The sequence below is a fragment of the Pseudorhodoferax aquiterrae genome (assembly GCF_014652235.1).
Taxonomy (GTDB): domain Bacteria; phylum Pseudomonadota; class Gammaproteobacteria; order Burkholderiales; family Burkholderiaceae_C; genus Pseudorhodoferax; species Pseudorhodoferax aquiterrae.
In genome coordinates this window covers 66,367-90,973 of sequence record NZ_BMYK01000007.1, presented here as the reverse complement: position 1 = coordinate 90,973, position 24,607 = coordinate 66,367, and the positions used below count along the sequence as shown (strand labels likewise).

The 24,607-nt window shown below is 69.9% G+C and carries 26 protein-coding genes and 1 pseudogene; 5 read left to right on the top strand and 22 right to left on the bottom strand.

Annotation, left to right across the window (positions count from 1 at the left end; all coding sequences use genetic code 11):
- Window positions 1–11 precede the first annotated feature (11 nt).
- Complete coding sequence (locus IE209_RS13865; protein WP_189687548.1) at window positions 12–458, top strand: helix-turn-helix domain-containing protein; 447 nt, start codon at window positions 12–14, stop codon at window positions 456–458.
- A gap of 15 nt (window positions 459–473) precedes the next feature.
- Here the strand turns inward: IE209_RS13865 and IE209_RS13860 are convergent, their stop codons facing one another.
- The 7 genes and pseudogenes from IE209_RS13860 to IE209_RS13835 all read right to left on the bottom strand — a co-directional run bounded on the left by IE209_RS13860 (window position 474) and on the right by IE209_RS13835 (window position 6,562).
- The gene (locus IE209_RS13860) at window positions 474–1,424 is read right to left on the bottom strand and encodes a Gfo/Idh/MocA family oxidoreductase (protein ID WP_189687547.1); all 951 of its coding nucleotides are present in this window, start codon (window positions 1,422–1,424) and stop codon (window positions 474–476) included.
- A gap of 2 nt (window positions 1,425–1,426) precedes the next feature.
- Window positions 1,427–2,323, bottom strand: coding sequence for a class III extradiol dioxygenase subunit beta (locus IE209_RS13855; protein ID WP_229882854.1), 897 nt, complete (start codon window positions 2,321–2,323; stop codon window positions 1,427–1,429).
- 147 nt (window positions 2,324–2,470) lie between these two features.
- Window positions 2,471–2,791, bottom strand: a pseudogene (ligA, locus tag IE209_RS33820) (protocatechuate 4,5-dioxygenase subunit alpha); the annotation flags it as partial.
- Window positions 2,792–2,881: 90 nt separating this feature from the next.
- Window positions 2,882–3,814: an amidohydrolase family protein gene (locus IE209_RS13850; RefSeq protein ID WP_229882840.1), complete on the bottom strand. Its 933-nt coding sequence runs from the start codon at window positions 3,812–3,814 to the stop codon at window positions 2,882–2,884.
- Between the two features lie 10 nt (window positions 3,815–3,824).
- Window positions 3,825–4,823, bottom strand: a complete 999-nt coding sequence (locus IE209_RS13845; protein ID WP_189687545.1) for a Bug family tripartite tricarboxylate transporter substrate binding protein — start codon at window positions 4,821–4,823, stop codon at window positions 3,825–3,827.
- A gap of 15 nt (window positions 4,824–4,838) precedes the next feature.
- The gene (gene ligK / locus IE209_RS13840) at window positions 4,839–5,522 is read right to left on the bottom strand and encodes a 4-carboxy-4-hydroxy-2-oxoadipate aldolase/oxaloacetate decarboxylase (protein WP_189687544.1); all 684 of its coding nucleotides are present in this window, start codon (window positions 5,520–5,522) and stop codon (window positions 4,839–4,841) included.
- A gap of 11 nt (window positions 5,523–5,533) precedes the next feature.
- Window positions 5,534–6,562 (bottom strand): amidohydrolase family protein, encoded by a 1,029-nt coding sequence (locus tag IE209_RS13835; RefSeq protein WP_189687692.1) that lies wholly within the window; start codon window positions 6,560–6,562, stop codon window positions 5,534–5,536.
- Between the two features lie 152 nt (window positions 6,563–6,714).
- Between IE209_RS13835 and IE209_RS13830 the strand changes: the two genes are divergently transcribed.
- Entirely contained in the window at window positions 6,715–7,635 is a 921-nt protein-coding gene (locus IE209_RS13830; protein ID WP_189687543.1) for a LysR family transcriptional regulator, read from the top strand.
- Between the two features lie 44 nt (window positions 7,636–7,679).
- Window positions 7,680–8,624 carry a 2-hydroxyacid dehydrogenase gene (locus tag IE209_RS13825; RefSeq protein WP_189687542.1) on the top strand — a complete coding sequence of 315 codons (945 nt, stop codon included), beginning with the start codon at window positions 7,680–7,682 and terminating at the stop codon, window positions 8,622–8,624.
- 8 nt (window positions 8,625–8,632) lie between these two features.
- Here the strand turns inward: IE209_RS13825 and IE209_RS13820 are convergent, their stop codons facing one another.
- The 11 genes from IE209_RS13820 to IE209_RS13770 form a co-directional block, all read right to left on the bottom strand.
- Window positions 8,633–9,739 (bottom strand): DUF418 domain-containing protein, encoded by a 1,107-nt coding sequence (locus tag IE209_RS13820; protein WP_189687541.1) that lies wholly within the window; start codon window positions 9,737–9,739, stop codon window positions 8,633–8,635.
- Window positions 9,736–10,224, bottom strand: coding sequence for a GNAT family N-acetyltransferase (locus IE209_RS13815; RefSeq protein ID WP_189687540.1), 489 nt, complete (start codon window positions 10,222–10,224; stop codon window positions 9,736–9,738). Before IE209_RS13815 ends, IE209_RS13820 begins: the two co-directional genes overlap by 4 nt.
- Window positions 10,221–11,204, bottom strand: a complete 984-nt coding sequence (locus IE209_RS13810) for a Bug family tripartite tricarboxylate transporter substrate binding protein (protein WP_189687539.1) — start codon at window positions 11,202–11,204, stop codon at window positions 10,221–10,223. The genes IE209_RS13815 and IE209_RS13810 overlap by 4 nt, the downstream gene beginning before the upstream one ends.
- A gap of 55 nt (window positions 11,205–11,259) precedes the next feature.
- Complete coding sequence (locus IE209_RS13805) at window positions 11,260–11,586, bottom strand: type II toxin-antitoxin system RelE/ParE family toxin (protein WP_189687538.1); 327 nt, start codon at window positions 11,584–11,586, stop codon at window positions 11,260–11,262.
- Entirely contained in the window at window positions 11,583–11,855 is a 273-nt protein-coding gene (locus IE209_RS13800; RefSeq protein WP_189687537.1) for a YlcI/YnfO family protein, read from the bottom strand. Before IE209_RS13800 ends, IE209_RS13805 begins: the two co-directional genes overlap by 4 nt.
- Window positions 11,856–11,925: 70 nt before the next feature.
- Complete coding sequence (locus tag IE209_RS13795; protein WP_189687536.1) at window positions 11,926–12,645, bottom strand: ABC transporter ATP-binding protein; 720 nt, start codon at window positions 12,643–12,645, stop codon at window positions 11,926–11,928.
- Window positions 12,638–13,402 (bottom strand): ABC transporter ATP-binding protein, encoded by a 765-nt coding sequence (locus IE209_RS13790; RefSeq protein ID WP_189687535.1) that lies wholly within the window; start codon window positions 13,400–13,402, stop codon window positions 12,638–12,640. The genes IE209_RS13795 and IE209_RS13790 overlap by 8 nt, the downstream gene beginning before the upstream one ends.
- The gene (locus tag IE209_RS13785) at window positions 13,402–14,367 is read right to left on the bottom strand and encodes a branched-chain amino acid ABC transporter permease (protein WP_189687534.1); all 966 of its coding nucleotides are present in this window, start codon (window positions 14,365–14,367) and stop codon (window positions 13,402–13,404) included. The genes IE209_RS13790 and IE209_RS13785 overlap by 1 nt, the downstream gene beginning before the upstream one ends.
- On the bottom strand, window positions 14,367–15,239 hold the full coding sequence (locus tag IE209_RS13780) for a branched-chain amino acid ABC transporter permease (protein ID WP_189687533.1): 873 nt from the start codon (window positions 15,237–15,239) through the stop codon (window positions 14,367–14,369). The genes IE209_RS13785 and IE209_RS13780 overlap by 1 nt, the downstream gene beginning before the upstream one ends.
- Before the next feature lie 51 nt (window positions 15,240–15,290).
- Entirely contained in the window at window positions 15,291–16,472 is a 1,182-nt protein-coding gene (locus tag IE209_RS13775) for an ABC transporter substrate-binding protein (protein WP_189687532.1), read from the bottom strand.
- Window positions 16,473–16,543: 71 nt separating this feature from the next.
- The gene (locus tag IE209_RS13770) at window positions 16,544–17,386 is read right to left on the bottom strand and encodes a GntR family transcriptional regulator (protein ID WP_189687531.1); all 843 of its coding nucleotides are present in this window, start codon (window positions 17,384–17,386) and stop codon (window positions 16,544–16,546) included.
- Window positions 17,387–17,480: 94 nt separating this feature from the next.
- Here IE209_RS13770 and IE209_RS13765 point away from each other — a divergent pair, with 94 nt between their 5' ends.
- Both IE209_RS13765 and IE209_RS13760 read left to right on the top strand, forming a co-directional pair.
- Window positions 17,481–18,536, top strand: a complete 1,056-nt coding sequence (locus IE209_RS13765; RefSeq protein ID WP_189687530.1) for an aromatic ring-hydroxylating dioxygenase subunit alpha — start codon at window positions 17,481–17,483, stop codon at window positions 18,534–18,536.
- A gap of 1 nt (window position 18,537) precedes the next feature.
- On the top strand, window positions 18,538–19,494 hold the full coding sequence (locus IE209_RS13760) for a PDR/VanB family oxidoreductase (RefSeq protein WP_189687529.1): 957 nt from the start codon (window positions 18,538–18,540) through the stop codon (window positions 19,492–19,494).
- A gap of 3 nt (window positions 19,495–19,497) precedes the next feature.
- Here the strand turns inward: IE209_RS13760 and IE209_RS13755 are convergent, their stop codons facing one another.
- The 4 genes from IE209_RS13755 to IE209_RS13740 are packed head-to-tail and all read right to left on the bottom strand — an operon-like array spanning window position 19,498 to window position 24,480.
- Complete coding sequence (locus IE209_RS13755) at window positions 19,498–20,484, bottom strand: Bug family tripartite tricarboxylate transporter substrate binding protein (RefSeq protein WP_189687528.1); 987 nt, start codon at window positions 20,482–20,484, stop codon at window positions 19,498–19,500.
- A gap of 23 nt (window positions 20,485–20,507) precedes the next feature.
- A complete protein-coding gene (locus IE209_RS13750; protein WP_189687527.1) occupies window positions 20,508–21,761 on the bottom strand; it encodes an alkyl sulfatase dimerization domain-containing protein in 1,254 nt (417 codons plus the stop codon).
- Window positions 21,758–23,098 carry a DUF1254 domain-containing protein gene (locus IE209_RS13745; protein ID WP_189687526.1) on the bottom strand — a complete coding sequence of 447 codons (1,341 nt, stop codon included), beginning with the start codon at window positions 23,096–23,098 and terminating at the stop codon, window positions 21,758–21,760. Before IE209_RS13745 ends, IE209_RS13750 begins: the two co-directional genes overlap by 4 nt.
- 2 nt (window positions 23,099–23,100) lie before the next feature.
- Entirely contained in the window at window positions 23,101–24,480 is a 1,380-nt protein-coding gene (locus tag IE209_RS13740) for a DUF1254 domain-containing protein (RefSeq protein ID WP_189687525.1), read from the bottom strand.
- Window positions 24,481–24,607 lie beyond the last annotated feature (127 nt).

Below are 24,607 nucleotides of genomic sequence, written 5' to 3'. Positions count from 1 at the left end.
AGGATGTACTCATGAGGCAGGTCGAGCTGCAACTGACGGCAGAAGATCGGGTCAAGGTCGAAGAAATCCGCAGCAAGGGCGTGCACCACGCCCGCGAGGTCAACCGGGCCCATGTGCTGTGGTGCCTGGACCGCGGCATCCCCGAGGCGCAAATCCTCGAAGTGCTGGGCGTCGGCCGCACGGCGCTGTGGCGCACCAGGGCGGCGTACCTGCAGGGCGGCGTGGAACGGGCCGTGTTCGACCTGGCCCGTTCGGGCCGCCCGCGCCGCTATGGCGCGGAGGCCGAGGCGCGCGTGATGGCATTGGCCAACTCGGAGCCACCGCAAGGCCGCCAGCGCTGGACGCTGCTCGAACTTGAGCGCGCTGCGCGCCAGGAGTTCGGCCTGGGCTCGGTGAGCCGCGAGACGGTGCGGCGCATCCTCAAGCGCACCGGCAGCGGCACGGCGGCGGCCGGCTGAGCCGCCCCGCGGTGTTCAGCCGTTCAGCTGCTGCTCGAGCTGGTGCAGCACCTGGTAGCAGGGCAGCACCTGGGCCACGCTGCTGTTGGGTTCGCGGCCCTCGCGGATCGCGGCGAAGAACTCGCGGTCCTGCAGTTCGATGCCGTTCATTGACACGTCGACCTGGGAGACATCGATCTTCTCTTCCTTGCCGTTGACCAGATCGTCGTAACGGGCGATGTAGGTCGCCGTGTCGCCGATGTAGCGGAAGAAGGTGCCCAGCGGGCCATCGTTGTTGAACGACAGCGACAAGGTGCAGATCGCGCCGTTGGCGGCCTTGAGCTGGATGCTCATGTCCATGGCGATGCCCAGGTCCTTGTGGATCGGGCCCTGGATCGCGTTGGCCTTCACGATGGGGCTGCCGGCCTGGTAGGCGAACAGGTCCACGGTGTGGGCGGCGTGGTGCCACAGCAGGTGGTCGGTCCAGCTGCGCGGCTGGCCCAGCGCGTTCATGTTGGTGCGGCGGAAGAAGTAGGTCTGCACGTCCATCTGCTGGATGTTGAACTCGCCGGCCGCGATCTTCTTGTGCACATACTGGTGGCTGGGGTTGAAGCGCCGCGTGTGGCCGCACATCGCCACCAGTCCGCTGGTCTTGGCCACGTCGACGACCTCTTCACCGTCCTTGAGCACGTCGCACAGCGGGATCTCCACCTGCACGTGCTTGCCGGCCTTCAGGCAGGCCAGGGTCTGCGAAGCGTGCATCTGCGTGGGCGTGCACAGGATCACGGCGTCGACTTCCTTGAGCGCCAGGCTGTCTTCCAGCTTCGTCGTGACGTGGCCGATCCCGTACTTGGCGGCAACCTCCTTGGTCTTTTCGAGGTCGCGGCTGACCAGCGAGACGACTTCGACGCCGTCGATGTTCTTGATGCCGTCCAGGTGCTTGATGCCGAAAGCGCCGGCGCCGGCGAGGGCTACTTTGATCGTCATGTTCAGTTCTCCAGGATGAGGTGGCCCACGGCGGTGTTGGACGCCGGGACATGGAAGAAGCGGTGCTTGAGCTTGGGCGCCGGGCCACCCGCGACATCGGCCATCGCGCCGCGCGCGATCAGCCACATCACGAGTTCGATGCCTTCGCTGCCGGCTTCGCGCACGTATTCGATGTGCGGCACCTTGGCGAGCTCGGCCGGCTCGGCGATCAGGCGGTCCAGGAACTTGTTGTCCCACTCCTTGTTGATCAGGCCGGCGCGCGGGCCCTGCAGCTGGTGGCTCATGCCGCCCGTGCCCCAGATCTGCACCTTGAGCGGCTCGTCGTAGGACTCGATCGCGCGGCGGATGGCTTGGCCCAGCGCGAAGCAGCGCGCGCCCGAGGGCACGGGGTACTGCACCACGTTCACATGGAACGGGATCACCTTGACCGGCCAGGCCTCGGGCGAGCCGAACAGCAGGTTCATGGGCACCGTAAGGCCATGGTCGACCTGCAGCTCGTTGACGATGGTCAGGTCGAAGTCCTGCTGGATCACCGACTGCGCGATGTGCGAGGCCAGTTCCGGATGGCCGATCACCTTGGGCACGGGGCGCGGGCCGTAGCCTTCGTCCGCGGGCTGGAACTCGGCCGCCGTGCCGATTGCGAAGGTCGGGATCACGCCGAGGTCGAAGCTCGTGGCATGGTCGTTGTAGACCAGGAACACCACGTCGGGCTTGTTCTCGCGCATCCACTGCTTGGAGGGCTCGTAGCCCGCGAACAGCGGTTTCCAGTAGTCCTCGCCGGTCTTGCCCAGGTCGATGGCCGCGCCGATGGCCGGCACGTGCGAGGTGTAGACCGAGGCCGTGATGCGCGCATGGCCGGCCGGCGTGCCACCGGTCTGGCGTGCCGCATGCTCACCCATGATCTGCGCGGCCAGCGCTTCCTGGTGCGAGAGTTCCCACTCCTTCCAGGCCTGCGACTGCGCGGGCGCGCCCTGGGCATTGCCGCCCTCGCCCACCACACGGTTGCCCTCGGCGCTGCGTCCGCCGCCGATCATCATGTCGCGGTAGGCCTGCTCGCTCATGCCGGTCATCGAGCCCGCCATTTGCTGGAACGACAGCCCGTCGGTGGCGCCGAGCTTGGCCAGGAAGTAGATGTTGCCGCCCGTGCGCATGGCCCAGTTCAGATCGCGTGCACGCACCGCGGCCTTCTGCTCCTCCGTCATCGGCCACTCGGCGAGGTAGGCCTCCTCGTCGGCCTTGAAGCGCGCGCGGTTCTCGGCCTTCATGAGGCTCATGCAGAACTGGTTGAGCCAGTAGCCCTTGCGCGACTGGTCGGCGTCGAAGATGGTCGTGCCGGGCACGTCCAGATAAGGCTTGTTGAGGGCCATGTCAAGCCTCCCGCCGGGCCGCCCCAAGGGAGGCTTGCGCCCCCTCGGGGGGCAGCGAAAACACGAAGTGATGAGCGTGGGGGTACATAGTCAGACCTCTTCCGGCCAGTACAGGCGCATCGGGTTGTCCACCAGCAGCTTCTTCTGCAGCTCGGCCGTGGGCGCGATCTGCGGGATGAAGTCCACCAGCAGGCCGTCGTCGGGCATGTGGTCCTTCAGGTTGGGGTGCGGCCAGTCGGTGCCCCACAGCACGCGGTCGGGGAACTGCTCGACGATGCGGCGTGCGAACGGCACCACGTCCTGGTAGGCGTTCTGCTCGCCGTTCAGGGCCTTGGGGCCGGCGACCGACAGACGCTCGGGGCAACTGACCTTGCTCCACACGTTGCTGTGCTCGCGCATGAACTTCTCGAACAGCGCGAACTCGGGCCCGTCCACGGGCTTGCTCACATCGGGCCGGCCCATGTGGTCCACCACCACCGTGGTCGGCAGCGCCGTGAAGAAGTCCCACAGCTCGGGCAGGTCCACGGCCTCGAAGTAGATCACCACATGCCAGTTCAGCTTGGCGATGCGGCCGGCGATCTCCATGAGCTCGTCCTTGGGCGTGAAGTCCACCAACCGCTTGACGAAGTTGAAGCGCACGCCGCGCACGCCGGCGTCGTGCAGCGCCTGCAGCTCGGCGTCGCTGATGCTGCGCTTGACCGTGGCCACGCCGCGCGCCTTGCCGCCCGAGGCCTGGCAGGCATCGACCATGGCGCGGTTGTCGGCACCGTGGCAGGTGGCCTGCACGATGACGTTGCGCGCAAAGCCCAGGTGGTCGCGCAGCGCGAACAGCTGCGCCTTGCTCGCGTCGCAGGGCGTGTACTTGCGTTCGGGCGCGTAGGGGAACTCGGCGCCCGGGCCGAACACATGGCAGTGCGCATCGACGGCACCGGCCGGCAGCGCAAAGCGCGGCTTGCTCGGGCCGGCGTACCAGTCCAGCCAGCCGGCGGTCTTCTCGAAGGGGCCCGTGGTGGGTTTGCTCATGGTGGCGTCCTCAGTCCAGGGTGATGTTGGCCTTGCGGATCACGTCGCCGAAGCGCTGCGTCTCGGCCTTGACGGTGGCCTGGAACTGCTCGGGCGTGGTCGGGAACGGCTCGTAGCCGAAGGTCTTGAAGCGGTCGATGAAATCCTTGTCCTTCAGGATCTCGGTGAAGTCCTTGCGGATCTTGTCCACCGTGCCCGCCGGCAGGCCCGGCGGCACGGCGATCACGTTCCAGCCCGTGACCTCAAAGTCCTTGGGGCCGCCCGATTCGGCCACCGTCGGGATGTCCGGGAAATCGGCCGAACGCTTGTTGGCGGCGAAGGCCACCAGGCGCAGCTTGCCGGCGCGGTACAGCGGGCCAGCCGTGCCGGCGCTGCCCAGCGCGAAGTCGATGTCGCCCGTGGCCACCGAGGTGTAGAGCTGCGTGGTCTCCTTGAAGATCACGTGTTCCATCTGCGTGCCGGTCACGCTCTCAAACAGCTCGGAGCCCAGGTGCACGGGGTTGCCCACGGACCAGGACCCGTAGTTGAGCTTGCCCGGGCGCGCCTTGGCGTCGGCGATGATGTCGCCCACGGTCTTGTACTTGCTGTTGGTCGGCACCGTGAAGAAGAAGTGCGTCTTGAACAGCGGCAGCGCGATCTCGAAGTCCTTCTGCGGGTCGTAGGGCAGCTTCTTGAACAGCGCGGGATAAGCGGCCAGGTGCACGTTGTCCAGCACCAGCAGGTCGGTGCCGTCCTTGGCGCCGCGCTTCCAGGCGTCGATGGCGATGAAGCCGTTGCCGCCGGGGCGGTTCTCCACCACCACGGGCTGGCCCCACAGGCGTGCGAGCTTGTCGGCCGCCAGGCGGGCCACGCCATCCGGGCCGCCGCCGACCGGGAACGGCGTGATGATGCGCACGGGCTTGGTCGGGAACTGCTGGGCCACAGCACTGAGGCTCACGCCGAAGGTGGCGGCCAGGGCGCAGGTGGCGAGACCGGCGCGCAGCAACGCGCGGCGAAGGGTGTTGGTCATGGCTTGTCTCTCGGTTCAGTCGATGTATTTCAGTCCGGCGGCGGCCAGCGGCTCGCGCATCTTGTACATGTCCAGGCCCAGCACGCCGGAGGCCAGCTTGTCGCGCTTTTCGCCTTCGTTGGCCTCGCGCTTGCGCGCCGCTTCCAGCGCGGCGGCGGCCTTCTCGCGCGGCACGCAGACCACGCCGTCGTCGTCGGCCACGATCACGTCGCCCGGCGTCACCAGCATGCCGGCGCAGACCACGGGGATGTTGACCGAGCCGATGGTGGCCTTGATGGTGCCCTTGCTGCTGATGGCCTTGCTCCAGACCGGGAAGTTCATTTCCTTGAGCGTCTTCACATCGCGCACGCCGGCGTCGATGACCAGGGCACGCGCGCCGCGTGCCTGAAAGCTCGTGGCCAGGAGGTCGCCGAAGTAGCCGTCGGTGCACTCGGCAGTGATCGCGGCGACCACGATGTCGCCTGGCTTAATTTGCTCCGCGACGACGTGCATCATCCAGTTGTCGCCCGGGTGCAGCAGCACCGTGACGGCGGTGCCGGACACCTGCGCGCCCGGGAAGATCGGGCGCATGTAGGGCTTGAGCAGGCCCACGCGGCCCATGGCCTCGTGCACGGTGGCCGAGCCCAGCGCGGCGAGCGCATCGGCGGTCGCGGCGTCGGTGCGCTGGATGTTGCGGTAGACGACTCCGAGTTCGTACATGTCAGATCTCCTTACTTGCCTTTGGCGGTCAATGCGGCGTCCAGGCGCGTGAACACGCGGCGCGCATTGCCCTCGAACACCTGGTAGCGGTCCGCGTCCGACAGGTTGGGCGTGGCGAGGATGTAGCGCTTGGTGTCGTCGTAGTAGTGGCCGGTCTCGGGGTCGATGCCGCGCACGGCGCCGATCATCTCGCTGGCGAACAGCACGTTCTTGGTCGGGATCACCTTGGTCAGCAGGTCGATGCCGGGCTGGTGGTAGACGCAGGTGTCGAAGTAGATGTTGCCCAGCAGGTGCTCGGTCAGCAGCGGCTTCTTGAGCTCCTGGGCCAGGCCGCGGAAACGGCCCCAGTGGTAGGGCACGGCACCGCCGCCGTGCGGGATCAGGAACTTCAGCGTCGGGAAGTCCTTGAACAGGTCCGAGGTCAGGCACTGCATGAAGGCCGTCGTGTCGGCGTTCAGGTAGTGGGCGCCCGTGGTGTGGAAGCAGGCGTTGCACGAGGTGCTCACGTGCACCATGGCCGGGATGTCGTACTCCACCATCTTCTCGTAGATGGGGTACCAGTGGCGGTCCGACAGCGGCGGGCTGGTCCAGTGGCCGCCCGAGGGATCGGGGTTCAGGTTGATGCCGACGTTGCCGTATTCCTTGACGCATTTCTCGAGCTCGGGAATGCAGGTGGCAGGGTCGACACCGGGGCTCTGCGGCAGCATCGCGGCCGGGATGAAGTTGTCGGGAAACAGCTGGGAGACCCGGTAGCACAGCTCGTTGCAGATCGCCGCCCAGGTCGAGGAGACGTTGAAGTCGCCGATGTGGTGCGCCATGAAGCTCGCGCGCGGGCTGAAGATGGTGAGGTCGCTGCCGCGCTCGCGCATCTTGGCCAGCTGGTTCAGCTCGATGCTCTCGCGCAGTTCGTCGTCGCTGATCTTGAGGTCGGACACCTTGGGCATGACGGCCGGGTCCTTGATGCCGGCAATCTGCTGGTTGCGCCAGTTCTCCAGCGCCTTGGGCGCGGTCGTGTAGTGGCCGTGCACGTCGATGATCAAGGGGTTCTCGCGGCTCATGGTGCTCCTCGTGTTGGGCTCTGCGGTGGGGTGGGATTCTGCGCGTGCGGCGCATGACCGCCTAGCGTGGGGACCTGCTATCAGCTAGAACGAAATGGAATAACTCTGCAAGCGATATTCCATACACTCGCCACATGGATTTGAAGCAATTGGAGTACTTCGTCCGCGTGGCCGAACTCGGCAGCTTCACGCGCGCGGCCATCGCGCTGGACGTGGCGCAGCCGGCGCTGTCGCGCCAGATCCGGCTGCTGGAAGTGGAATTGCGCCAGAACCTGCTGGCCCGCAACGGCCGCGGCGCCACGCCCACCGAGGCCGGCAAGCTGCTGCTCGAGCACGGCCGCGGCATCCTGCACCAGGTGGCCGTGGCACGCGAAGAGCTCGGCGTGGCGCGCGGCGCGCTGGCCGGGCGCGTGTCCATCGGCCTGCCGCCCAGCCTGTCGCGGCTCATCACGGTGCCGCTGACCCAGGCCTTCCGCGCCAAGCTGCCGCAGGCCCAGCTCACGCTGACCGAGGGCTTCTCGCTCGTCATGATCGACAGCCTGCGCATGGGCAACCTGGACATGGCCCTGCTCTACAACCCCGAGCGCTCGCCCGACATGGAGCAGACCCTGCTGCACGAGGAAGAACTGGTGCTGATCTCGCCGCGCGCCGAGGTGCCCGAGGGCAAGGGCAAGGTGCGCGCCGCGGTGGCCCTGCGCGATGCCGCCTCCCTGCCCCTGATCCTGCCCAGCCGCCCCAACGCCTTCCGCCTGCTGCTGGAGGCCGAGACCATGCGCCTGGGCTGTGCCTTGCGCATCGCGATGGAGGTGGACGGCCTCAACGCCATCCTGAGCCTGGTGCGCGAGGGCTTCGGCCATGCCGTGCTGCCGGCCTACACGCTGGCCAACATCGACCATGGCGGCGCGCTCGTGGTGCGCCGGCTGCAGGCGCCGCGGCCGACCAGCCAGCTCACGCTGGTGCGCTCCTCGCGCCGGCCCTCGACCGAGACGCAGAAGGTGGCGCGCGCGCTGCTGCAGGAGGTGGTGTTGCGGGCCATCGCCCCCTACGCGAACTGAGGCCGGCGCTAGACTGCGGCGCTTTCGCTGCCTGCTTTCTCCCCATGACGACCTCCCGCCCCACCCTGCTTGTGCTCTGCCCGCTGCAAGCCGAGTACATGCAACAGTTCCGCGACCGCTTCGACGTGGTCGAGGCCGGCGACGATGCACGCCGCGCCCAGGCCATCGCCGCGCATGGCGCGCGCATCCGCGCCGTGCTGACCATCGGCACCATCGGCCTCACGGCCCTGGAGATCGCCGCATTGCCGGCGCTGGAGGTCGTGCACACGCTGGGCGTGGGCTACGAACTCGTCGACGTCGCGGCCGCCAAGGCCCGCGGCATCGCCGTGGCCAATGCCGCGGGCACCAATGCCACCTGCGTGGCCGACCATGCCTTCGGCCTGCTGCTGGCGGCCGTGCGCGGCATCGTGCAGATGGACGTGGGCGTGCGTCGCGGCCTGTGGCGCGACCAGCTCACGGCCTACACGCCGACCGTGAGCGGCAAGCGCTTGGGCCTCTTGGGCATGGGCGACATCGGCCAGCAGATCGCCAGGCGCGCGGCCGGCTTCGACATGGCCGTGGGCTACCACAGCCGCAGCGCCAAGCCGGCGCTGCCGCACCGCTACTTCGACAGCGTGCATGCGCTGGCCGCGTGGGCCGACTACCTGGTCGTGGCGACGCCGGGCGGCGCCGAGACCCGCCACCTGGTCAACGCCGAGGTGCTGAGGGCACTCGGCCCCAAAGGCACCCTGGTCAATATCGCGCGCGGCAGCGTGGTCGACACGGCCGCGCTGGCCGCGGCCCTGCGCGAAGGCCGCATCGCCTCGGCCGGCATCGACGTCTACGAGAGCGAGCCCCAGCCACCCGCCGAGCTGCTGGACATCGCCAACGTGGTCATCACCCCGCACATCGCAGGCCGCTCGCCCGAGGCGATCCAGGCGTCGGTCACGCTGGTGCTGGACAACCTGGAGGCCTTCTTCGCGGGCAAGCCGATGTCCACGCCGCTCTGAGAGCGTGATCAGCGGCGCGCCATCCAGGCTTCCAGCGGCCAGCGGCCCTGGCTGCGGCGGGCCGCCACCAGGGCCAGCGCCCACAGGCCCACGGCGAACAGCACGGTCTGCAGCGTGCTGGCCGCCAACGCCCACCCGAGGCCGGAGAACAGCGCCACGCACAGCAGGCTGTGGCCGATGTACAGGCTCAGCGTGCGCTGCCCGAGCGGGCTGAACCAGCCGCACCAGGGGGCCCTGCCGCCGCCCGAGGCCAGCGCCAGGGCAGCCACGTAGCAGGCCGCCCACGGGATGGCCGTGAGGTCGCCCAGCGCATCGATCCAGGGCCGCACGGGATCCGTCGGCGCCAGTGCGGCGCAACCCCAGCCGTAGACCGCGCCCAGCGCCAGCAGCAGCGGGCCGCCGCGCCACAGCCAGCGCCGCAGTGCCGGGCGCCAGCGGCGGTGCGTCAACAGCCGCAGGCGCGCGGCGGCCACACCGCAGACCATGCACAGATAGGTCACCGTCCCCGCCATCACCAGGCTCGTGGCCAGAGCGAAGGCATAGCTGCCCGCGTTGAGTTGCAGGAATGGCCAGGCGCCCCGCACGGTCGCGAAGGACGGCACGCTGCTGGTGTCCGGATCGGCACCGAGGCCCACCAGCACCAGCAGCCACGCGAACTTGGTCAGCAGCGCCCAGACCAGTGCGCGGCCGAGGTGCCGGCGCAGGCTGCGCCAGGGCATGTGCAGGCGACGCAGCAGCGGCCGGCTCACGAGCGCGTAGAGCGTCAGGATGTCGCCGAAGTAGACGAAGACGCCGTGCACCACGCCCAACCCGAACAAGCGGCGGTTGCGCGCCAGGCCGCGCTGCCGTGCCGGCTGCCGCCCGAGGCGCCGGGCCGCGAGCCACAGCGACATGCCGAACACGAAGCTCAGCATCGCAACCCCTTTGCCCTGCAGCAAGGCGCCGACCAGGCCCTGGGTCAGCGCTGCGGCCATGCTGTCGGCAGGCGCGCGCACGCCCAGCATGGGCCCCCAGGGCGCTGCCGCATAGCCGATGGCGTTGACCACCAGCACGGACAGCATGGCGAGCGCGCGCAGCGTGTCGGCAAGCCGGTCGCGGGCGCGCGCGGCGGTCACCGGGAGGCGCTGGCCGCGAAATCGTGCAGCGCCTGTCCATGCAGCCGGTAGCGCACCCATTCGCTCTGCGGCTTGGCGCCGATCGACTGGTAGAAGTCGATCGCCGGCTGGTTCCAGTCCAGCACGCTCCACTCGAAGCGGCCGCAGCCTTCGGCCACCGCGATGCCGGCCAGGTGCTGCAGCAGGCGCTTGCCCGCCCCCTGCCCGCGCGCGGCGGGCAGCACGAACAGGTCTTCGAGGTACAGGCCCTTCCGGGCCTGCCAGGTCGAGTAGTTGAAGAAATAGACGGCGAAGCCGACGGCCTGGCCGTCCTGCTCGCAGATCAAGGCACGCGAAGGGCTGCCGGGCCCGAACAGGCTGGCGGCCAGTGTCTCGGGCGTGGCCTCGACCTGGTCTTCGGCCTTCTCGTAGATCGCCAGTTCGCGGATGAAGTGCAGGATCAGCGCGGTGTCGTCCCGGCTGGCGTTGCGGATGGTGATGCTCATTGTTTTGGAATGTTCGCGCGGGCGATGACCTCGCTCCAGCGCTTGATCTCGCGGTCCAGCTGGCTGGCCAACTGCTCGGGTGTGCTGCCCTGCGCGAGGAGGCTCAGGTCCAGCAGCTTCTGTTTCACGTCGGGCAGCGCGAGTGCCGCGTTGGTCTCCTTGCTGAGCCGTGCCACGACGTCCTTGGGCGTGGCCGCCGGCACCGCCAGGCCGTTCCAGGACGCGAGGTCGAAGTTTGCCAGGCTGCCGCCCGTCTCGCGCGCGGCAGGCAGGTCGGGCAGCAGCGCCGTGCGCCTGGCGCCCAGCACGGCCAGCGGCCGCAGCGCCTTGCCGTGGATCTGCGCCATGAGCGGCCCCAGGATGTCCAGCATGGCGTCGAGCTGGCCGCCGCGCACGGCCGTGATCACCGGCGGCGTGCCGTTGAAGGGCACGATCTGCGCATCGATGCCGGCCGTGCTCTTGAACAGCTCGGCCGCCAGGTTCTGCGTGGTGCCGATCTGCGGCGTGCCGATGTTGAGCTTGCCGGGGTTGGCCTTGGCGTAGGCCACGAGTTCGCCCAGCGTCTTGAAGCGGCTGTCCTGCGCGACCACGATGCCGAGGTCGAAGGTCGCCAGCATGGACACGGGCGCGAAGTCCTTCTGCGTGTCGAAGGGCAGCGACTTGAACAGCGCCGCGCTGACCGCCGTGCCGCTGGAGACCAGCAGCAGCGTGTGGCCGTCGGCCGGCGAACGCGCGACCGCCTCGCCGGCGACGATGCCGCCCGCGCTGGGCCGGTTGTCGATCACCACGGGCTGGCCCAGCGCATCGGCCAGCTTCTGGCCCACGGTGCGTGCCGTGAGGTCGGCCGCGCCGCCGGCGGCGTTGGGCACGACGAGCTTGATGGGCTTGTTGGGGAAGGATTGGGCAGCGGCCTGCCGCGGCAGCCATGCGATGGCCGGCAAGAACGCGCCGGCAGCCAAGAGTCGTCGTTTGGACCACATGGGTCAGGTCTCCTCGAAGAATCGGTGGAATGGGCGGCGCCAACGCGGCGCCGGGTCAGTGGTAGTCATCCTCGCGCTGATGCCGCACCGCCAGGATGTCCACGGTGGAGGCGTCCCGCACCTCGTACAGCACCACGTAGCCGGCATGGCCGAAGGGAATGATGAGCTCGCGCAGAAAGGGGCTGGAGCCGGCCTTGCGGAAGATGAAGGGTGTGCGGCCGAGCTGCCGTTCGACTGCCTCGACCACGGCATCGATGGCGCGCTGCGCCAGATCGAAGTCATCGGCGGTCTGCGCGCGCTCTAGCAGAAAGTCGAACAGCCGCAGCAGATCGTCACGGGCGGCGTCGGTGTAGCGGACGGCGAAGCCGCCCGGGGAGATCATCCCAGCACCTGCTTGCGCCGTGCATCCAGCCGCTGCCGCAACTCCTGGTGCACCGCTTCGGCCGGGTGGTAGGCACCGGAACTGCGCGCCTGCTCACGCGCCTGCAGGCCGCGGGCGAGAAACTCCGCCTGCGCATGACGGCGAGCGATGGTCTCGCGCACCGCGGTCTCGATCAGGCTGGTCAAGGTCTCGCCCTCTCGCAACACGCTCTCTGCCTCCGAGCGCAACTGGGCGTCGACGCGCAGGGACGGGAAAGTGGCGGTCTTCATGGCGATTGCGTTGCAGTTGCGACGCATTGAGTGGAAACCAGCGCGGGGGCTTTGTCAAGCCCGCCCCGGTTCAACGCACCACACCCAACAACTGGTCCAGCAGCGCGGGCTGCCCACGCAGTTCTGCCGCGCCGCCGCGGTGCACTACGCTGCCGCGGTCCAGCACGGCCGCCAGGTCCGAGATCGCCAGGATGGCCTGCGGATGCTGCTCCACGATGATGGCCGACAGGCCCTCCTCGCGCGTGATGCGGCGGATCGCCTTGAGCAGCTCCTCCACGATGATGGGCGCCAGGCCTTCGAGCGGCTCGTCCAGCAGCAGCAGGCGCGGGTTCAGCACCAGCGCGCGGCCCACGGCCAGCATCTGCTGTTCGCCGCCCGACAGCTGCGTGCCCAGGTTGCCCTTGCGCTCGGCCAGCCGCGGGAACATCTCGTACACGCGCGCGGGCGTCCACTGCGGCGCACCGGCCCTGCCGGGGCGCGCCACGGCCGTCAGGTTCTCGTGCACCGTGAGCGACTTGAAGATGTTGCGCTCCTGCGGCACCCAGCCGATGCCGGCCGCGGCGCGTTCGTGGGCCGGCAGCTTGTGCAGCACGGCATCGCCGAGCCGGATGCTGCCCGCGTGCTGGCGCGTGGCACCCGCCAGCGTGTTCATGAGCGTGGTCTTGCCCGTGCCGTTGCGGCCCAGCAGCGCCAGCGTCTGGCCTTCGGGCAACGCCAGGTTCACGCCGCTCAGCACCACGGCCTCGCCGTAGCCGGCGCTGAGGTTCTCGATCTGCAACAGCTCAGCCATGGGCGGCCTCCTCGCCATGGCCCAGGTACACGGCCTTGACCCGCGGGTCACCCGCGATCTCGTCCGGCGTGCCCTCGGTCAACAGCGTGCCGTTGACCAGCACCGTGATGCGCCTGGCGAACTCGAACACGAGGTCCATGTCGTGCTCGATCAGCAGCACCGACACGTCGGCCGGCAACGCGGCCACGGTCTGCAGCAGCTCCTCGCGCTCACCGGGCGGCACGCCGGCCACGGGCTCGTCGAGCAGCAGCACGCGTGGTTCGCAGGCCAGCGCGATGGCGATCTCCAGCAGCCGGCGCTTGCCGTAGGCCAGGTGCTCGGTGCGCTGGTCCTGCACGTCGCTTAGGTGGAACTGGGCCAGCAGCTCGGCGCAGCGCTCGGCCACGCCCGCCTGCGCGCCGAGTTTTTGCCACCACCGCGCGCCGATGCCGCGCTGCTGCGAGACCACCATGGCCAGCGTCTGCAGCGGCGTCATGGTGTGGAACAGCTGGTTGATCTGGAAGGTGCGCACCATGCCGCGCTGCACGCGTGCGTGCGGCGCGAGCCGCGTGATGTCCTCGCCCAGCAGGGTGATGCGCCCTTCGGATGGCTCCAGCACGCCCGTGAGCAGGTTGATCAGCGTGGTCTTGCCTGCGCCATTGGGGCCGATCAAGGCGTGGCGCGCGCCCTTTTCCAGGTGCAGCGTCACGTCGTTGGTGGCCGTGATGCCGCCGAAGCGCTTGACCAGCTTGTCGGCGGAAAGAACGATCTCCGGCATCACGCCCTCCCCCGCTTGCCGAACCAGGTCCAGGGCCTGAGCAGCCGGTCGCGCCCGACCTGCACCAGCACCACGAGGAACAGCCCCAGCCAGAAGGTCCAGTACTGCGGCGTGATGGACGCCAGCACGTCGTACATGATCTTGAACACGATGGCGCCGGCGATGCCGCCGTAGAGCCAGCCCGTGCCACCCACGATCAGGACCAGCATCACGTCGGCCGAGCGGTGGAAGTCGAACACGTCGAGCGAGGCGAAGCCCGTGGTCTGCGCCAGCAGCGCGCCCGAGGCACCGGCCAGCGCGGCCGCGATGGTGTAGGCCGTGGCGATGCGCGCCGTGACCGGGATGCCGATGGCGCCCGCGCGCAAGCGGTTGTCGCGGATGGCCTTGAAGCTCGCCCCCAGCGGCGAATGCACGAGCCGGCGCGCCAGCACGAAGCACACGAGCAGCACCGTGAGCGAGTACCAGGCCGCCGTCTTGCCATACAGGTCGAACTCGAACTGCCCCAGCACCGGGCCGATGACCACGCCCTGCAGGCCGTCGGCCCCGCCCGTCAGCCAGTCCAGCTTGTTGGCCAGCTCCAGCATGATAAGGCCCACCCCCAGGGTGACCATGAGCCGCGTGAGGTCGGTGCCGCGCACCACGGTCAGCGAGCCCACGGCGCCGAGCAGCGTGGCCGTGGCCACGCCGAAGGCCAGGCCGGCGAGCGGGTCGGGCATCACGTGCTTGGCGAACAGCGCGGCCGAATACGCCCCCATGCCGAAGAAGGCCGCATGGCCCAGCGAGACGATGCCGGTGTAGCCCAGCACCAGGTCCAGCGAGACGGCGAACAGCGCGACGATGGCGATCTCGTTGACGATCAGCGCCTTGCTGGGCAGCAGCAGCGGTGCGGCGAAGGCGATGAGCCAGAGCACGGGCTCCCAGGGGCGCATGCGGCTGATGTTGAGCAGAGAAGCACGCGTGTCCATCACTTGGCACCCTTCCTGACAAAGAGTCCCTGCGGCCGCCAGATCAGGATCGCGATCATGAGGCTGTAGACGATGAAGGCCCCCATCTTGGGGATGTAGTACTTGCCCGCCACGTCGGCCACGCCCAGCAGCAGCGCGGCCAGCAGCGGCCCCGTGATCGAGGCCGTGCCGCCCACGGCCACGACGATCAAAAAGTACACCATGAACTTGAGCGGGAACTGCGGGTCCAGCCCCAGCACCTCGGCGCCGAGCGCGCCGCCCAGGCCGGCCAGGCCCGAGCCCACCGCGAAGGTGGCGAGGAACACCACGTTGACGTTGATGCCCAGGCCCGCCGCCACGCGCTGGTCGTCCACGCTGGCGCGCAGCCGGCTGCCGAAGCGGGTGGACGAGAGCACGTACTGCAGCGCCAGCGTGAGCAGCGCGCAGACCACGATGATGAACAGCCGGTAGTGGCCCATGCCCAGCGCGAAGGCACCGCTGCCGAACTCGCTGCGGCCCTTGAGCCATTCGGGCAGCTGCATGATCTGCTGCGTGGAGCCGATGAAGTAATCCACCGCCGCCACGGCCATGAAAGTCAGGCCGATGGAGAACAGCACCTGGTCCAGGTGCGGGCGCTGGTACAGCGGCCGGTACAGCGTGCGTTCCAGCACCGCGCCCAGCAGCGCGGGCACGAGGAAGGCCAGCGGCAGACAGGCCAGGAAGGGCCAGCCGGCGCGCTGCATCAGCAGCACCGTGGTGTAGCCCCCCACCATGGCGAAGGCGCCGTGCGCGAGGTTGATGAAGTTCATCAGCCCCATGGTCACGGCCAGGCCCACGGCCAGGATGAACAGCAGCATGCCGTAGGCGATGCCGTCGAAAAGGATGGTCAGCATGGAGTGCGAGGAAAGGGGCGGCAGGCCGCCGCCCGTGCGCCCAGGGGCGGCTTACTTGCTCTTGCCGGGGTCCTTGACGTCCTTGATGACGTCGAACTCCACGTTGAACAGTTGCCCGTCCTTCTTCTCGACCTTGCGCAGGTAGATGTCCTGCACCACGTCGCGCGTCTGCGCGTCGATGTAGATCTTGCCGCGCGGGCTCTCGAAGATCTGGCCCTTCATGGCGGCCAGCAGTGCATCGCCGCCACCGGCGCCCTTGGTCGTCTTGAGCGCCTCGTAGATCACGCGCATGCCGTCGTAACCACCCACGGCCATGAAGTTGGGCCGCAGGTTCTTGTTGGCCTTCTGGAAGGCGTCGACGAACTTCTTGTTGAGCTCGGACGGGTGCGCGGCCGAGTAGTGGTGGGAAGTCACCACGCCCAGCACGCTGTCCCCCATGTCGTTCAATTGGTCGTCGTCGGTCACGTCGCCGGTGCCGATCAGCTTGATGCCGGCCTTGTCCATGCCGCGCTCGGTGAACTGCTTCATGACGGCCGCGCCCGCGCCCGAGGGCACGAACACGAACAGCGCGTCCGGTTTCAGGTCGCGCACCTTCTGCAGGAAGGGCGCGAAGTCGGGGTTGCGCATGGGCACGCGCAGCGCCTCGACGACCTTGCCGCCGTTGTTGACCATGCGCGCGTTGAAGAACTTCTCGGCGTCGATGCCCGGGCCGTAGTCCGAGACCAGCGACACCACGGTCTTGATGTTGTTCTTCGGCGCCCAGTCGGCCAGCGCGACCGAGGCCTGCGGCAGCGTGAAGCTGGTACGCACCACGTAGGGCGAGGCCTCGGTGATGCTGGAGGTGGCTGCCGCCATCACCACGAGCGGCGTCTTGCTCTGCGTGGCCAGCGGCGCCACGGCCATGGCCGAGGGCGTGATGCCCATGCCGGCCAGCACGTTGACCTTGTCGTTGACGATCAACTCCTGCGCGAGCCGGCGCGTCTGGTCGGGCAGGCTGGTGTCGTCCTTGACGATGAGCTGCACCTTCTTGCCGGCCACGGTGTCGCCGTTCTGCGCCATGTACAGCCGCGCGGCCGCCTCGATCTGCCGGCCCGTCGTGGCCTGCTGCCCGGTCATGGGCAGGATCAGGCCGATCTTGAACACGTTGTCCTGGGCCATGGCCGGGGCGGCCAGGCCGGCCAGTGCGGCCGCGGCCAGGGTCAGCGCCGTCCGGCGGGTCGTGGGTGCTTGCATGTCATCTCCTTCATTGGTCTAGTAATCGAACGGGTTTGTCGTCGCTTTCGGTCGCGCATTGTGCGTGAGCTTCACCCCGTGGCGGCGTCTTTACGCGGCCGGCCGCGGCGGCGTGGCGCGGGTGGCTCGGCGACGGGATCGGGCAGCGCGGCCTCGGGCACGACCAGCCGCACGCCCGGCGCGCGGCCCGGCAGCGGTGCGGCCATGGCCTCGCGCAGGTTGCGCTGGGCGATGCGCGCGTGCTCGCGCAGGATGGCCTCGGCGCGCGCGCCCTCGCGCCGCGCGATGGCGTCCAGCACCTGGCGGTGCTGGTCCTGCGCCACGATCAGCATGTCGCGCGCCTGCGGCGCATGGGCCTGCTGCACGACGAAGGCCGAAGGCGAGGCGAACGGCAGCCGCACCACGCGCTCGAGCTCGCGCGCCAGCACCGCGCTGCCGGACATACCGTGCAACACGTGGTGGAACAGCTCGTTGGCCGCCACGTAGTCCTGCCACTGCGCATCGTCGAGTGCACTGTGGCGCAGCACCGCGTCGATGGTGTCCAGGGCCGCGCCGGCCTGCGCCAGCGCCTCGGGCGGCGCGCCGCGCTCGGCCGCCAGCCGGGCCGACAAGCCTTCCAGCGTGCCGCGCAGCTCGATGGCATCGGCCACCTCGCGCTCGGAAAACACACGGACCGCATAGCCGCCGCCCGACAAGGCCTGCAGCAAGCCCTCCTGCTCGAGCCGCAGCAACGCGGCGCGGATCGGCGTGCGCGAGACACCGACACGCTCGACCAGCGCCACCTCGGCGATGCGCGCCCCAGGTGCCAGCTCGCCCGCCAGGATCAGCTCGCGCAGCTGCCGCTGGGCGCGCAGCGACTGCGAACCACCCTGGTCTGCGCCTTCGCGATCATCCGTGTCGATGTATACATTCATCCGAGTATTTCTCTCCAATTCAGCCATTCTTACCCTATTTCCCAGAAATCGGTATACATTGGAACCCTAATTATTTGCCACCCACGGAGACCGCATGTTCCCGCGCAACACCTGGTACGTCGCCTGCACACCCGACGAGATCGACGCAAAACCCCTGGGCCGCCAGATCTGCGGCGAGCACATCGTGTTCTACCGCGGTGCCGACGGCCAGGTCGCCGCGCTGGAGGATTTCTGCCCGCACCGCGGCGCCCGGCTCTCGCTGGGCAGCGTCTGCGAAGGCCAGCTGGTCTGCGGCTACCACGGCCTGGTGATGGGCTGCGATGGCAAGACCGTCTCCATGCCGGGCCAGCGCACGGCGGGCTTTCCCAAGATCCGCGCCTTCCCGGTGGTCGAGCGCTACGGCTTCATCTGGGTCTGGCCCGGCGACGCGGCGCTGGCCGACCCGGCCGCCATCCACCACCTGGAATGGGCCGAGAACCCCGACTGGGCCTATGGCGGCGGGCTGTACCACATCCAGGCCGACTACCGGCTCATGATCGACAACCTGATGGACCTCACGCACGAGACCTACGTGCACGCCACCAGCATCGGCCAGAAGGAGATCGACGAGACGCCGGTCACCACCAAGGTGGAGAACGGCCAGGTCGTCACGAGCCGCTTCATGGACAAGGTGATGGCCCCCCCCTTCTGGCGCGCCAACCTGCGCGGCAACCACCTGCCCGACGACCAGCCCGTGGACCGCTGGCAGGTCTGCCGCTTCACGCCCCCCAGCCACATCATGATCGAGGTCGGCGTGGCACTGGCCGGCCAGGGCGGCTACCACGCGCCAGCGGACCAGAAGGTCTACAGCATCGTGGTGGACTTCATCACGCCCGAGACCGAGACCTCGCACTGGTACTTCTGGGGCATGGCGCGCAACTTCAACGTCAAGGACAAGGCGCTCACGGCGCAGATCCGCGAAGGCCAGGCCAAGGTCTTCGCCGAGGACATGGCCGTGCTCGAAGCGCAGCAGGCCAACATGCTGCTGCACCCCGGGCGCCGGCTGCTGATGCTCAACATCGACGCGGGCGGCGTGCAGTCGCGCAAGCTGCTCGACAAGATGATCGCGGCCGAGCAGACGGCCGCCACGCCCGAGAAGCAGGCGGCCTGAGATGGACCAGCTCACCGTCAAGGTCCTGCGCAAGACGCAGGAGGCGCAGGACATCGCCAGCTTCGAACTCGCGCGCGTGGACGGCGGCCCGCTGCCGGCCTTCAGCGCGGGCTCGCACATCGACGTGCAGATCCCCGGCGGCCTGACGCGACAGTACTCGCTGTGCAACGACGACCAGGAGTCGCACCGCTACCGCATCGCCGTGCTGCGCGACGCGGCCTCGCGCGGCGGCTCGCAAGGCATGCACGCGCAGGTGCAGGAAGGCGACGTGCTGACCATCAGCACGCCGCGCAACCACTTCCCGCTGGTGCGCGCCGAGCGCACGCTGCTGCTGGCCGGCGGCATCGGCGTGACGCCGCTGCTGTGCATGGCACAGCGCCTGGCGACGCTCTCCGCCGATTTCGAACTGCACTACTGCGCGCGTTCGGCCGAGCGCACGGCCTTCCGCGCCGAGATCGCCGCCGCGCCCTGGGCGCAGCGCGTGCACTTCCACTTCGACGACGGCGATGCCGCGCAGAAGCTCGATGCCGCGCGCTTGCTGGCCACGCCCGCGGCCGGCACCCATGTCTACGTCTGCGGCCCGGCCGGCTTCATCGACCATGTGGTCGGCACGGCCAAGGCCCAGGGCTGGGACCAGGCCAACGTCCACCTCGAGTACTTCGGTGCCGCGCCGCAGGACACCAGCGGCGACGGCAGCTTCACCGTGCGCATCGCCAGCAGCGGCCAGAGCGTCACCGTGGCCAAGGACCAGAGCGTGGTGCAGGCCCTGCTTGCGCACGGCATCGAGATCATGACCTCCTGCGAGCAAGGCGTCTGCGGGACCTGCGTCACGCGCGTGCTCGAGGGTGAGTGCGAGCACCGCGACCTGTACTTCACCGACGCCGAGAAGGCCGCGAACGACCAGTTCACGCCTTGCTGCTCGCGCGCCAAGAGCGCAGTGCTGGTGCTGGATCTGTAGCCCTCATTCCAGCTGCAGGCCGATGGACTTGACCAGCGCAGCCCAGTCGCGCAGGTCCTGCGCGATGGTGGCGGCGAACTGCTCGGGCGTGGTCTGCGGTAGGTCGGTGAAGTTCAGCTCGCGCAGGCGCTGGACCACGGCGGGCTCCTGCAGCGCCGCGTTCACGGCCGCGTTGAGCTTGGCCACGACCGCGGGCGGCGTCTTCGCCGGCGCGAAGAGGCCATACCAGGCGTAGTTGCGGAACGGAAAGCCGGCCTCCGTCATGGTCGGCACATCCGGCAGCATGGGCAGGCGCGAGGGGCCGCTGTTGGCCAGCGCCTTCAGGCGGCCCGCGCGCACGATCTCCACCGTGGACGAGGTGTCAGCGAAGGCCGCGTCCACCTGCCCGCCCATCAGGTCGTTCACGCAGGGACTGCTGCCCTTGTAGGGCACGTGGACCATCACGATGCCGGCCTGCTTCTTGAGGCTTTCCATCGCCAGGTGCCCGCCCGAGCCCGCGCCCCAGGAGCAGTAGCTGAGCTTGTCGGGCCGCGCCTTCGCGTAGTCCACGAACTCCTGCAGCGTCCTGACCGGCAGGTCCTTGCGCACCAGCAACAGGTTGCCGCCGCGCCCGACCTGGGCGATGGGCACCAGGTCCTTCTGCGGGTCGAACGGCAGCTTGCGGTACAGGCTGGGGTTGACGGCCACCGAGGCCGCGTAGGTGAACAGCAACCGGTAGCCGTCGGGCGCGGCCCGCGCGCCGGCCTCCACGCCCAGGATGCCGTTGGCGCCGGGCCGGTTGTCGACCACGAAGCTCTGGCCCAGCCGCCGGCCCAGCGCGTCGGCCATCACGCGCGCGATGGTGTCGGTGCCGCCGGCCGGGGCGGTCGGCACCACCAGCGTGACGGGCTTGTCGGGATAGCCCTCGGCCGCGGCGGCCGGAGCCGGTGGCAGCAGCGCGCCGCATGCGGCGATCGCCAGCGGCGCCCAGCGGGTGAGCCAACGGTGCATGGTTTGTCTCCTCGTGTGCGTCTTCATCGGATGCTGAACCTCGCTTGTGTGCCCTGCTCCAGCATGTCGGCGCTGACCTGGTACAGGTTGCGCGAGACGTAGCTCTGCACCTCTCCCGCCCGCGCGCGCAGCCAGCCGGCCTTGAGCGTGCGGGCCTCGGCGATCTCGGGCGCATCGCCGCCGGCCGTGGCCAGCAGGTCGACCACGTGCAGCGCCAGCTGGGTGCGGCCCTGCGTGGCCAGCGCGCGGGCGTGGCGCAGCACGGCGCCCTTGTCGGCGATCGCATCGGCCACGGCCTGGCCCACGGCCTCGGGCGGCTCGGGGTGCAGCGAGGTCGGGTTGCGGTCCCACCAGCCGTTCTCCGAGCGGTAGATGTCGCGCACGATGTAGCTGGGGTCGCCGTAGGAGGGCTTCATCCAGGGCACGCCGAACAACTCGTCGGGAAAGCGGATGCGCGCCAGCAGCTCGCGCTCGCCCAGGCCCTCGTTCATGCCGCGCACGACCTCGGCGCGCAACCAGCGCAGCGCCCGGGCCGTGTGCGCGAGCACCTGCCGTACCTGGTCCTCGCCGTCGATGGTGGGACCGAACTCGCGCACCGCCAGCCGCGCGCCCAGGCCGGCCAGCGCCTCCAGCGTGTCGGCCCAGCGCACCGTGTCGCGCAGCGTGCGGAACGGCGTGCCGATGTTGGGGATGGAGTCGATCAGTGCCGCGCCGCCGTACAGCACGCGCTGCGCCGGGCTCCACAGCGCGATCGCGTCGTCGGTCTCCGAGGGCGCCCAGCGCAGCTCCACGCGCTGCAGGCCCTGGCCGATGGCCAGCACCTCGTCGAAGGTCTCGGTCGGCGCGTGCAGGGGCATGCGGTGCTCGAAGAAGCCCGGCCGACGCTTGAACTGGATCTCGGCCATGCGCTGCTGCAGCGCATGCGTCTCGCGGTAGCGCGCCAGGCGGCGGCGCACGTTGCGGTGCGCGATCACGCGTGGCGGCGGCTCGCCGCGTTCGGCCGCATGGGCCAGCCACTGCGGCAGGCCGGCGTTGTAGCCGATGTGGCCGTGGCTGAAGCACAGCGCGTGCAGCGGTGCGTCGGACAGCTGCCGCACGGCCTCGACCATGCCCTGCGTGACCGCGCCGCCCGGCCCGGTGTCGACGACGACCAGGCCGACGTCGGTCTCGGCCACGAAGGACTGGCCCTGGCCGCGCAGGATGTGCAGGCCCGGCGCCACGGTCTCGGTGCCGCTGCCGACGATCAAAAAGGGCTTCTCGGCGGTCTCGGTGTTCATGCTTTTTCCTCCATGGGGGTGACGGGCGGCAGCGCATAGCGCCCGTCCAGCAGCTCGGCGCGCGGCAGGTAGGCGCGCAGGCACAGGTAGAAGCCGCCGGGTGGCGCCGGCAGCCAGTTGGCGCGCGCGGCCGGGTCGGCAGGCGGCGCGTGCGCGATGTGCAGCGTGAGGCCGCCATCGGCGTCACGCTGCAGGCCGGGCGTGCGGTCGCCGATGGCGTAGCGGTCGATCGGGTTGTCGACCAGCATGTAGTCGCGGCTGTCGTAGAGCGTGATCGACCAGAACGCATCGACCGGCGGCAGCGCGCCGGGCGCGAAATGCAACCGGTAGCAGCGGCTGCCGTCCAGCGCCTGGCCCGCGCCGTCGCGCCAGGCGATCGGGTAGGTCGCCTCGCGGCTCTCCAGCATGCCGATGTACTTGAGCGCCACCAGCGCGCGCAGCAGGTGGTCGCCGCCGAAGCTGCCCTCGACCACGGGCATCAGCGTCCAGCCGGCCGGGCTCACCTCGCCGGCCTGCCGGGCGCGCAGGGCCGGCAGCACCCGGTCCAGCGCGGCCTGCAGCGCGGCACGCTGCGCTGCGGTCAGCGGGCCGGCGTCCGCAGCGATGCCCAGCGCCGCGTAACGTGCGAAGCGGGCGGCCTCGTGCGCGGGCGGCGGGTTCTCGCGCAGCGCCCGGCCGACCTGCGCGGCGAAGCCCTCGGCATCCAGCTGCGCCTTGGGGTCGCAGGCCGGGTCGAAGGCCAATGGCCGCGGCGTGGCACCGCCCATGCCGGCCTGCCAGTCGGCCAACGGACGCACAGTGAAGCCGTCCTGCAGCGCATGCACGGCGGGCAGGTCCTGCGGACCGTCGACCAGGATGCGGCCGATGATCCACAGCCAGCGCGTGGGCGCCGCGATGTGCGCGCCGGGCGCGTCGAAGCCGGCCGGCAGTGCGCCCGTCCAGCCCGGCGGCGTGATCAGGAAGGCCCGCGCCTGCGTGCCGGTGCAGCGCTGGCCGATGTGGGCAAAGGGCTCGGTGTAGAAGTCCAGCAGCCCCAGCACGTAGTAGCGCCCGGCCGTGTCGGGCACCTCGAGCACGAGCGGCCCCGCACCGAGGTCGAGCCAGGCGTTGGTGTACAGCGTGTCGTTGTTGGGCGTGACCACGCGGCTCTTGCCGGCGCGCAGCAGCTCGCGCGCATGCGTGAACACGTTGCACCAGCGCCGGCCCTCGGGCGCAGCACCGGCCGCCTCGGTGCGCCGCGGCGAAGTGGCGGCCCGCATGCGGCACATCTCGTACAGCGGATAGGTGGCGAGCACGGCCTCGTCGGCCAGCGTGCGGTCCAGGTCGGTGTCGGCCATCGTCAGTCCTCCTGCACCTGCAAGGCCGGAATGCGCCAGCTGCGCACACCCTCGCGCGGGTGGTACAGCCGCAGGATCAGGTAGAACGGGCCGGCCGGCGTGGGCAGCCAGTTGCTGGTGCGCGCCGGCGGCGCGTGGCAGAAGTCGATCTGCAGGCTGCCGTCGGCCTCGCGCTGCAGGCCCGGCGTGCGGTCGCCGATGGAATGGCGGCGTGCCGCGTTGCGGTACAGGAAGCGGTCGGCGTCGTACAGCGTGACCGACCAGAACGCATCGGCCGGCGGCATCTCGTCGGCCGCGAAGCGCAGACGGTAGCGGCGGCGCCCGTCCAGCGGCGCGTGCCCGGCGTCGAAGTGGCCGGCGCCGTACAGCGCCTCGTCGGTGGCCAGCGCGCCCAGGCCGATGTAGGCGGTCAGCGCGCGTGTGAGGTAGTCGCTGCCATAGCGGCCCGCGCGCGAGGCCAGCACCCAGGGCCGCGCGCGCCGGCTGCGCGCGGCGGCCGCGACCAGCGCCACGCCCTCGGCGAAGCCCTCGACCAGGCCGGCGCGCAGCGGCGGGTCGATGCCGTCCCAGGCCAGGTGGGGGCCGGCCACCAGACCGGCCTGGCCGAACCAGGCCAGCAGCCCCTGGTCCTCGGTGCGGCCCGGCGCGTCGGCGAGCGCGCGGCACAGGTTGGCGAAGAACAGCGGTGCCACCTGCGCGGCCGGCTGGCCCTGCTCGAAGCAGGCGGCCATGGCGTCGACCGGCGCGCCCTCCCAGTCCTCGACGGCGCGCGGCCGCCGCCCGGTCGGCGTGCCCGGCGCGGGCGCGAGCGCGATGCCGGCCTGCAGCACACGCGCGGCCGGCCAGTCGGCCTCGTCGCCGGCCAGGATGCGGCCGATCAGCCAGACCAGCGTGGTCGGGCAGCGCACCACGCGGTGGCCGGCCAGCGCCTCGGGCACCTGGCTGCCGGGGCCCACCAGCACCACCGTCTCGCCCGCGGGCGCGCAATTGCGCGGGCCGAGATTCTCGAAGTTCTCGGTGTACGCGTCGTACAGCGCCAGCACGAAGTAGCGGCCCGGGTGCGCGGCCGAGGAGGGTACCGTCAGCAGGCGCGGCCCGTCGCCCAGGTGGATCCAGCCCGTGCTGTAGAGCAGGTCGTTGGCCGGCGTGACGATGTCGCGGTCCTGGTCGGTCGAGGGGCGCGGGCTGTGGTGCAGCTGGTCGATCGGCCGGCGCGCGTCCGAGCCCTGGTCGGGCCCGGCCGTCGCCGCCGAGGTCTGCAGCCGGCAGGTGCGGAAGGACTCGACCAGCGGGTAGCCGTAGACGAAGGCCGACAGGCCGATGGCGCGGGCCTGGGCCTGGCGTGCCGCGGCCAGCGCGGTGGCCGTGGGTGTGGTGCTCATGGGGGTGTCTCCTGGTGTGGGGTGTTCAACCTAGATTCGGCAGTTGGATGCGCTTGACGGTGCCGTGATCGGCGTGCCAGGCAAGGCGCGACGACGCGGCGCACTCCTGTGCGCAAGGAGGAGCAAC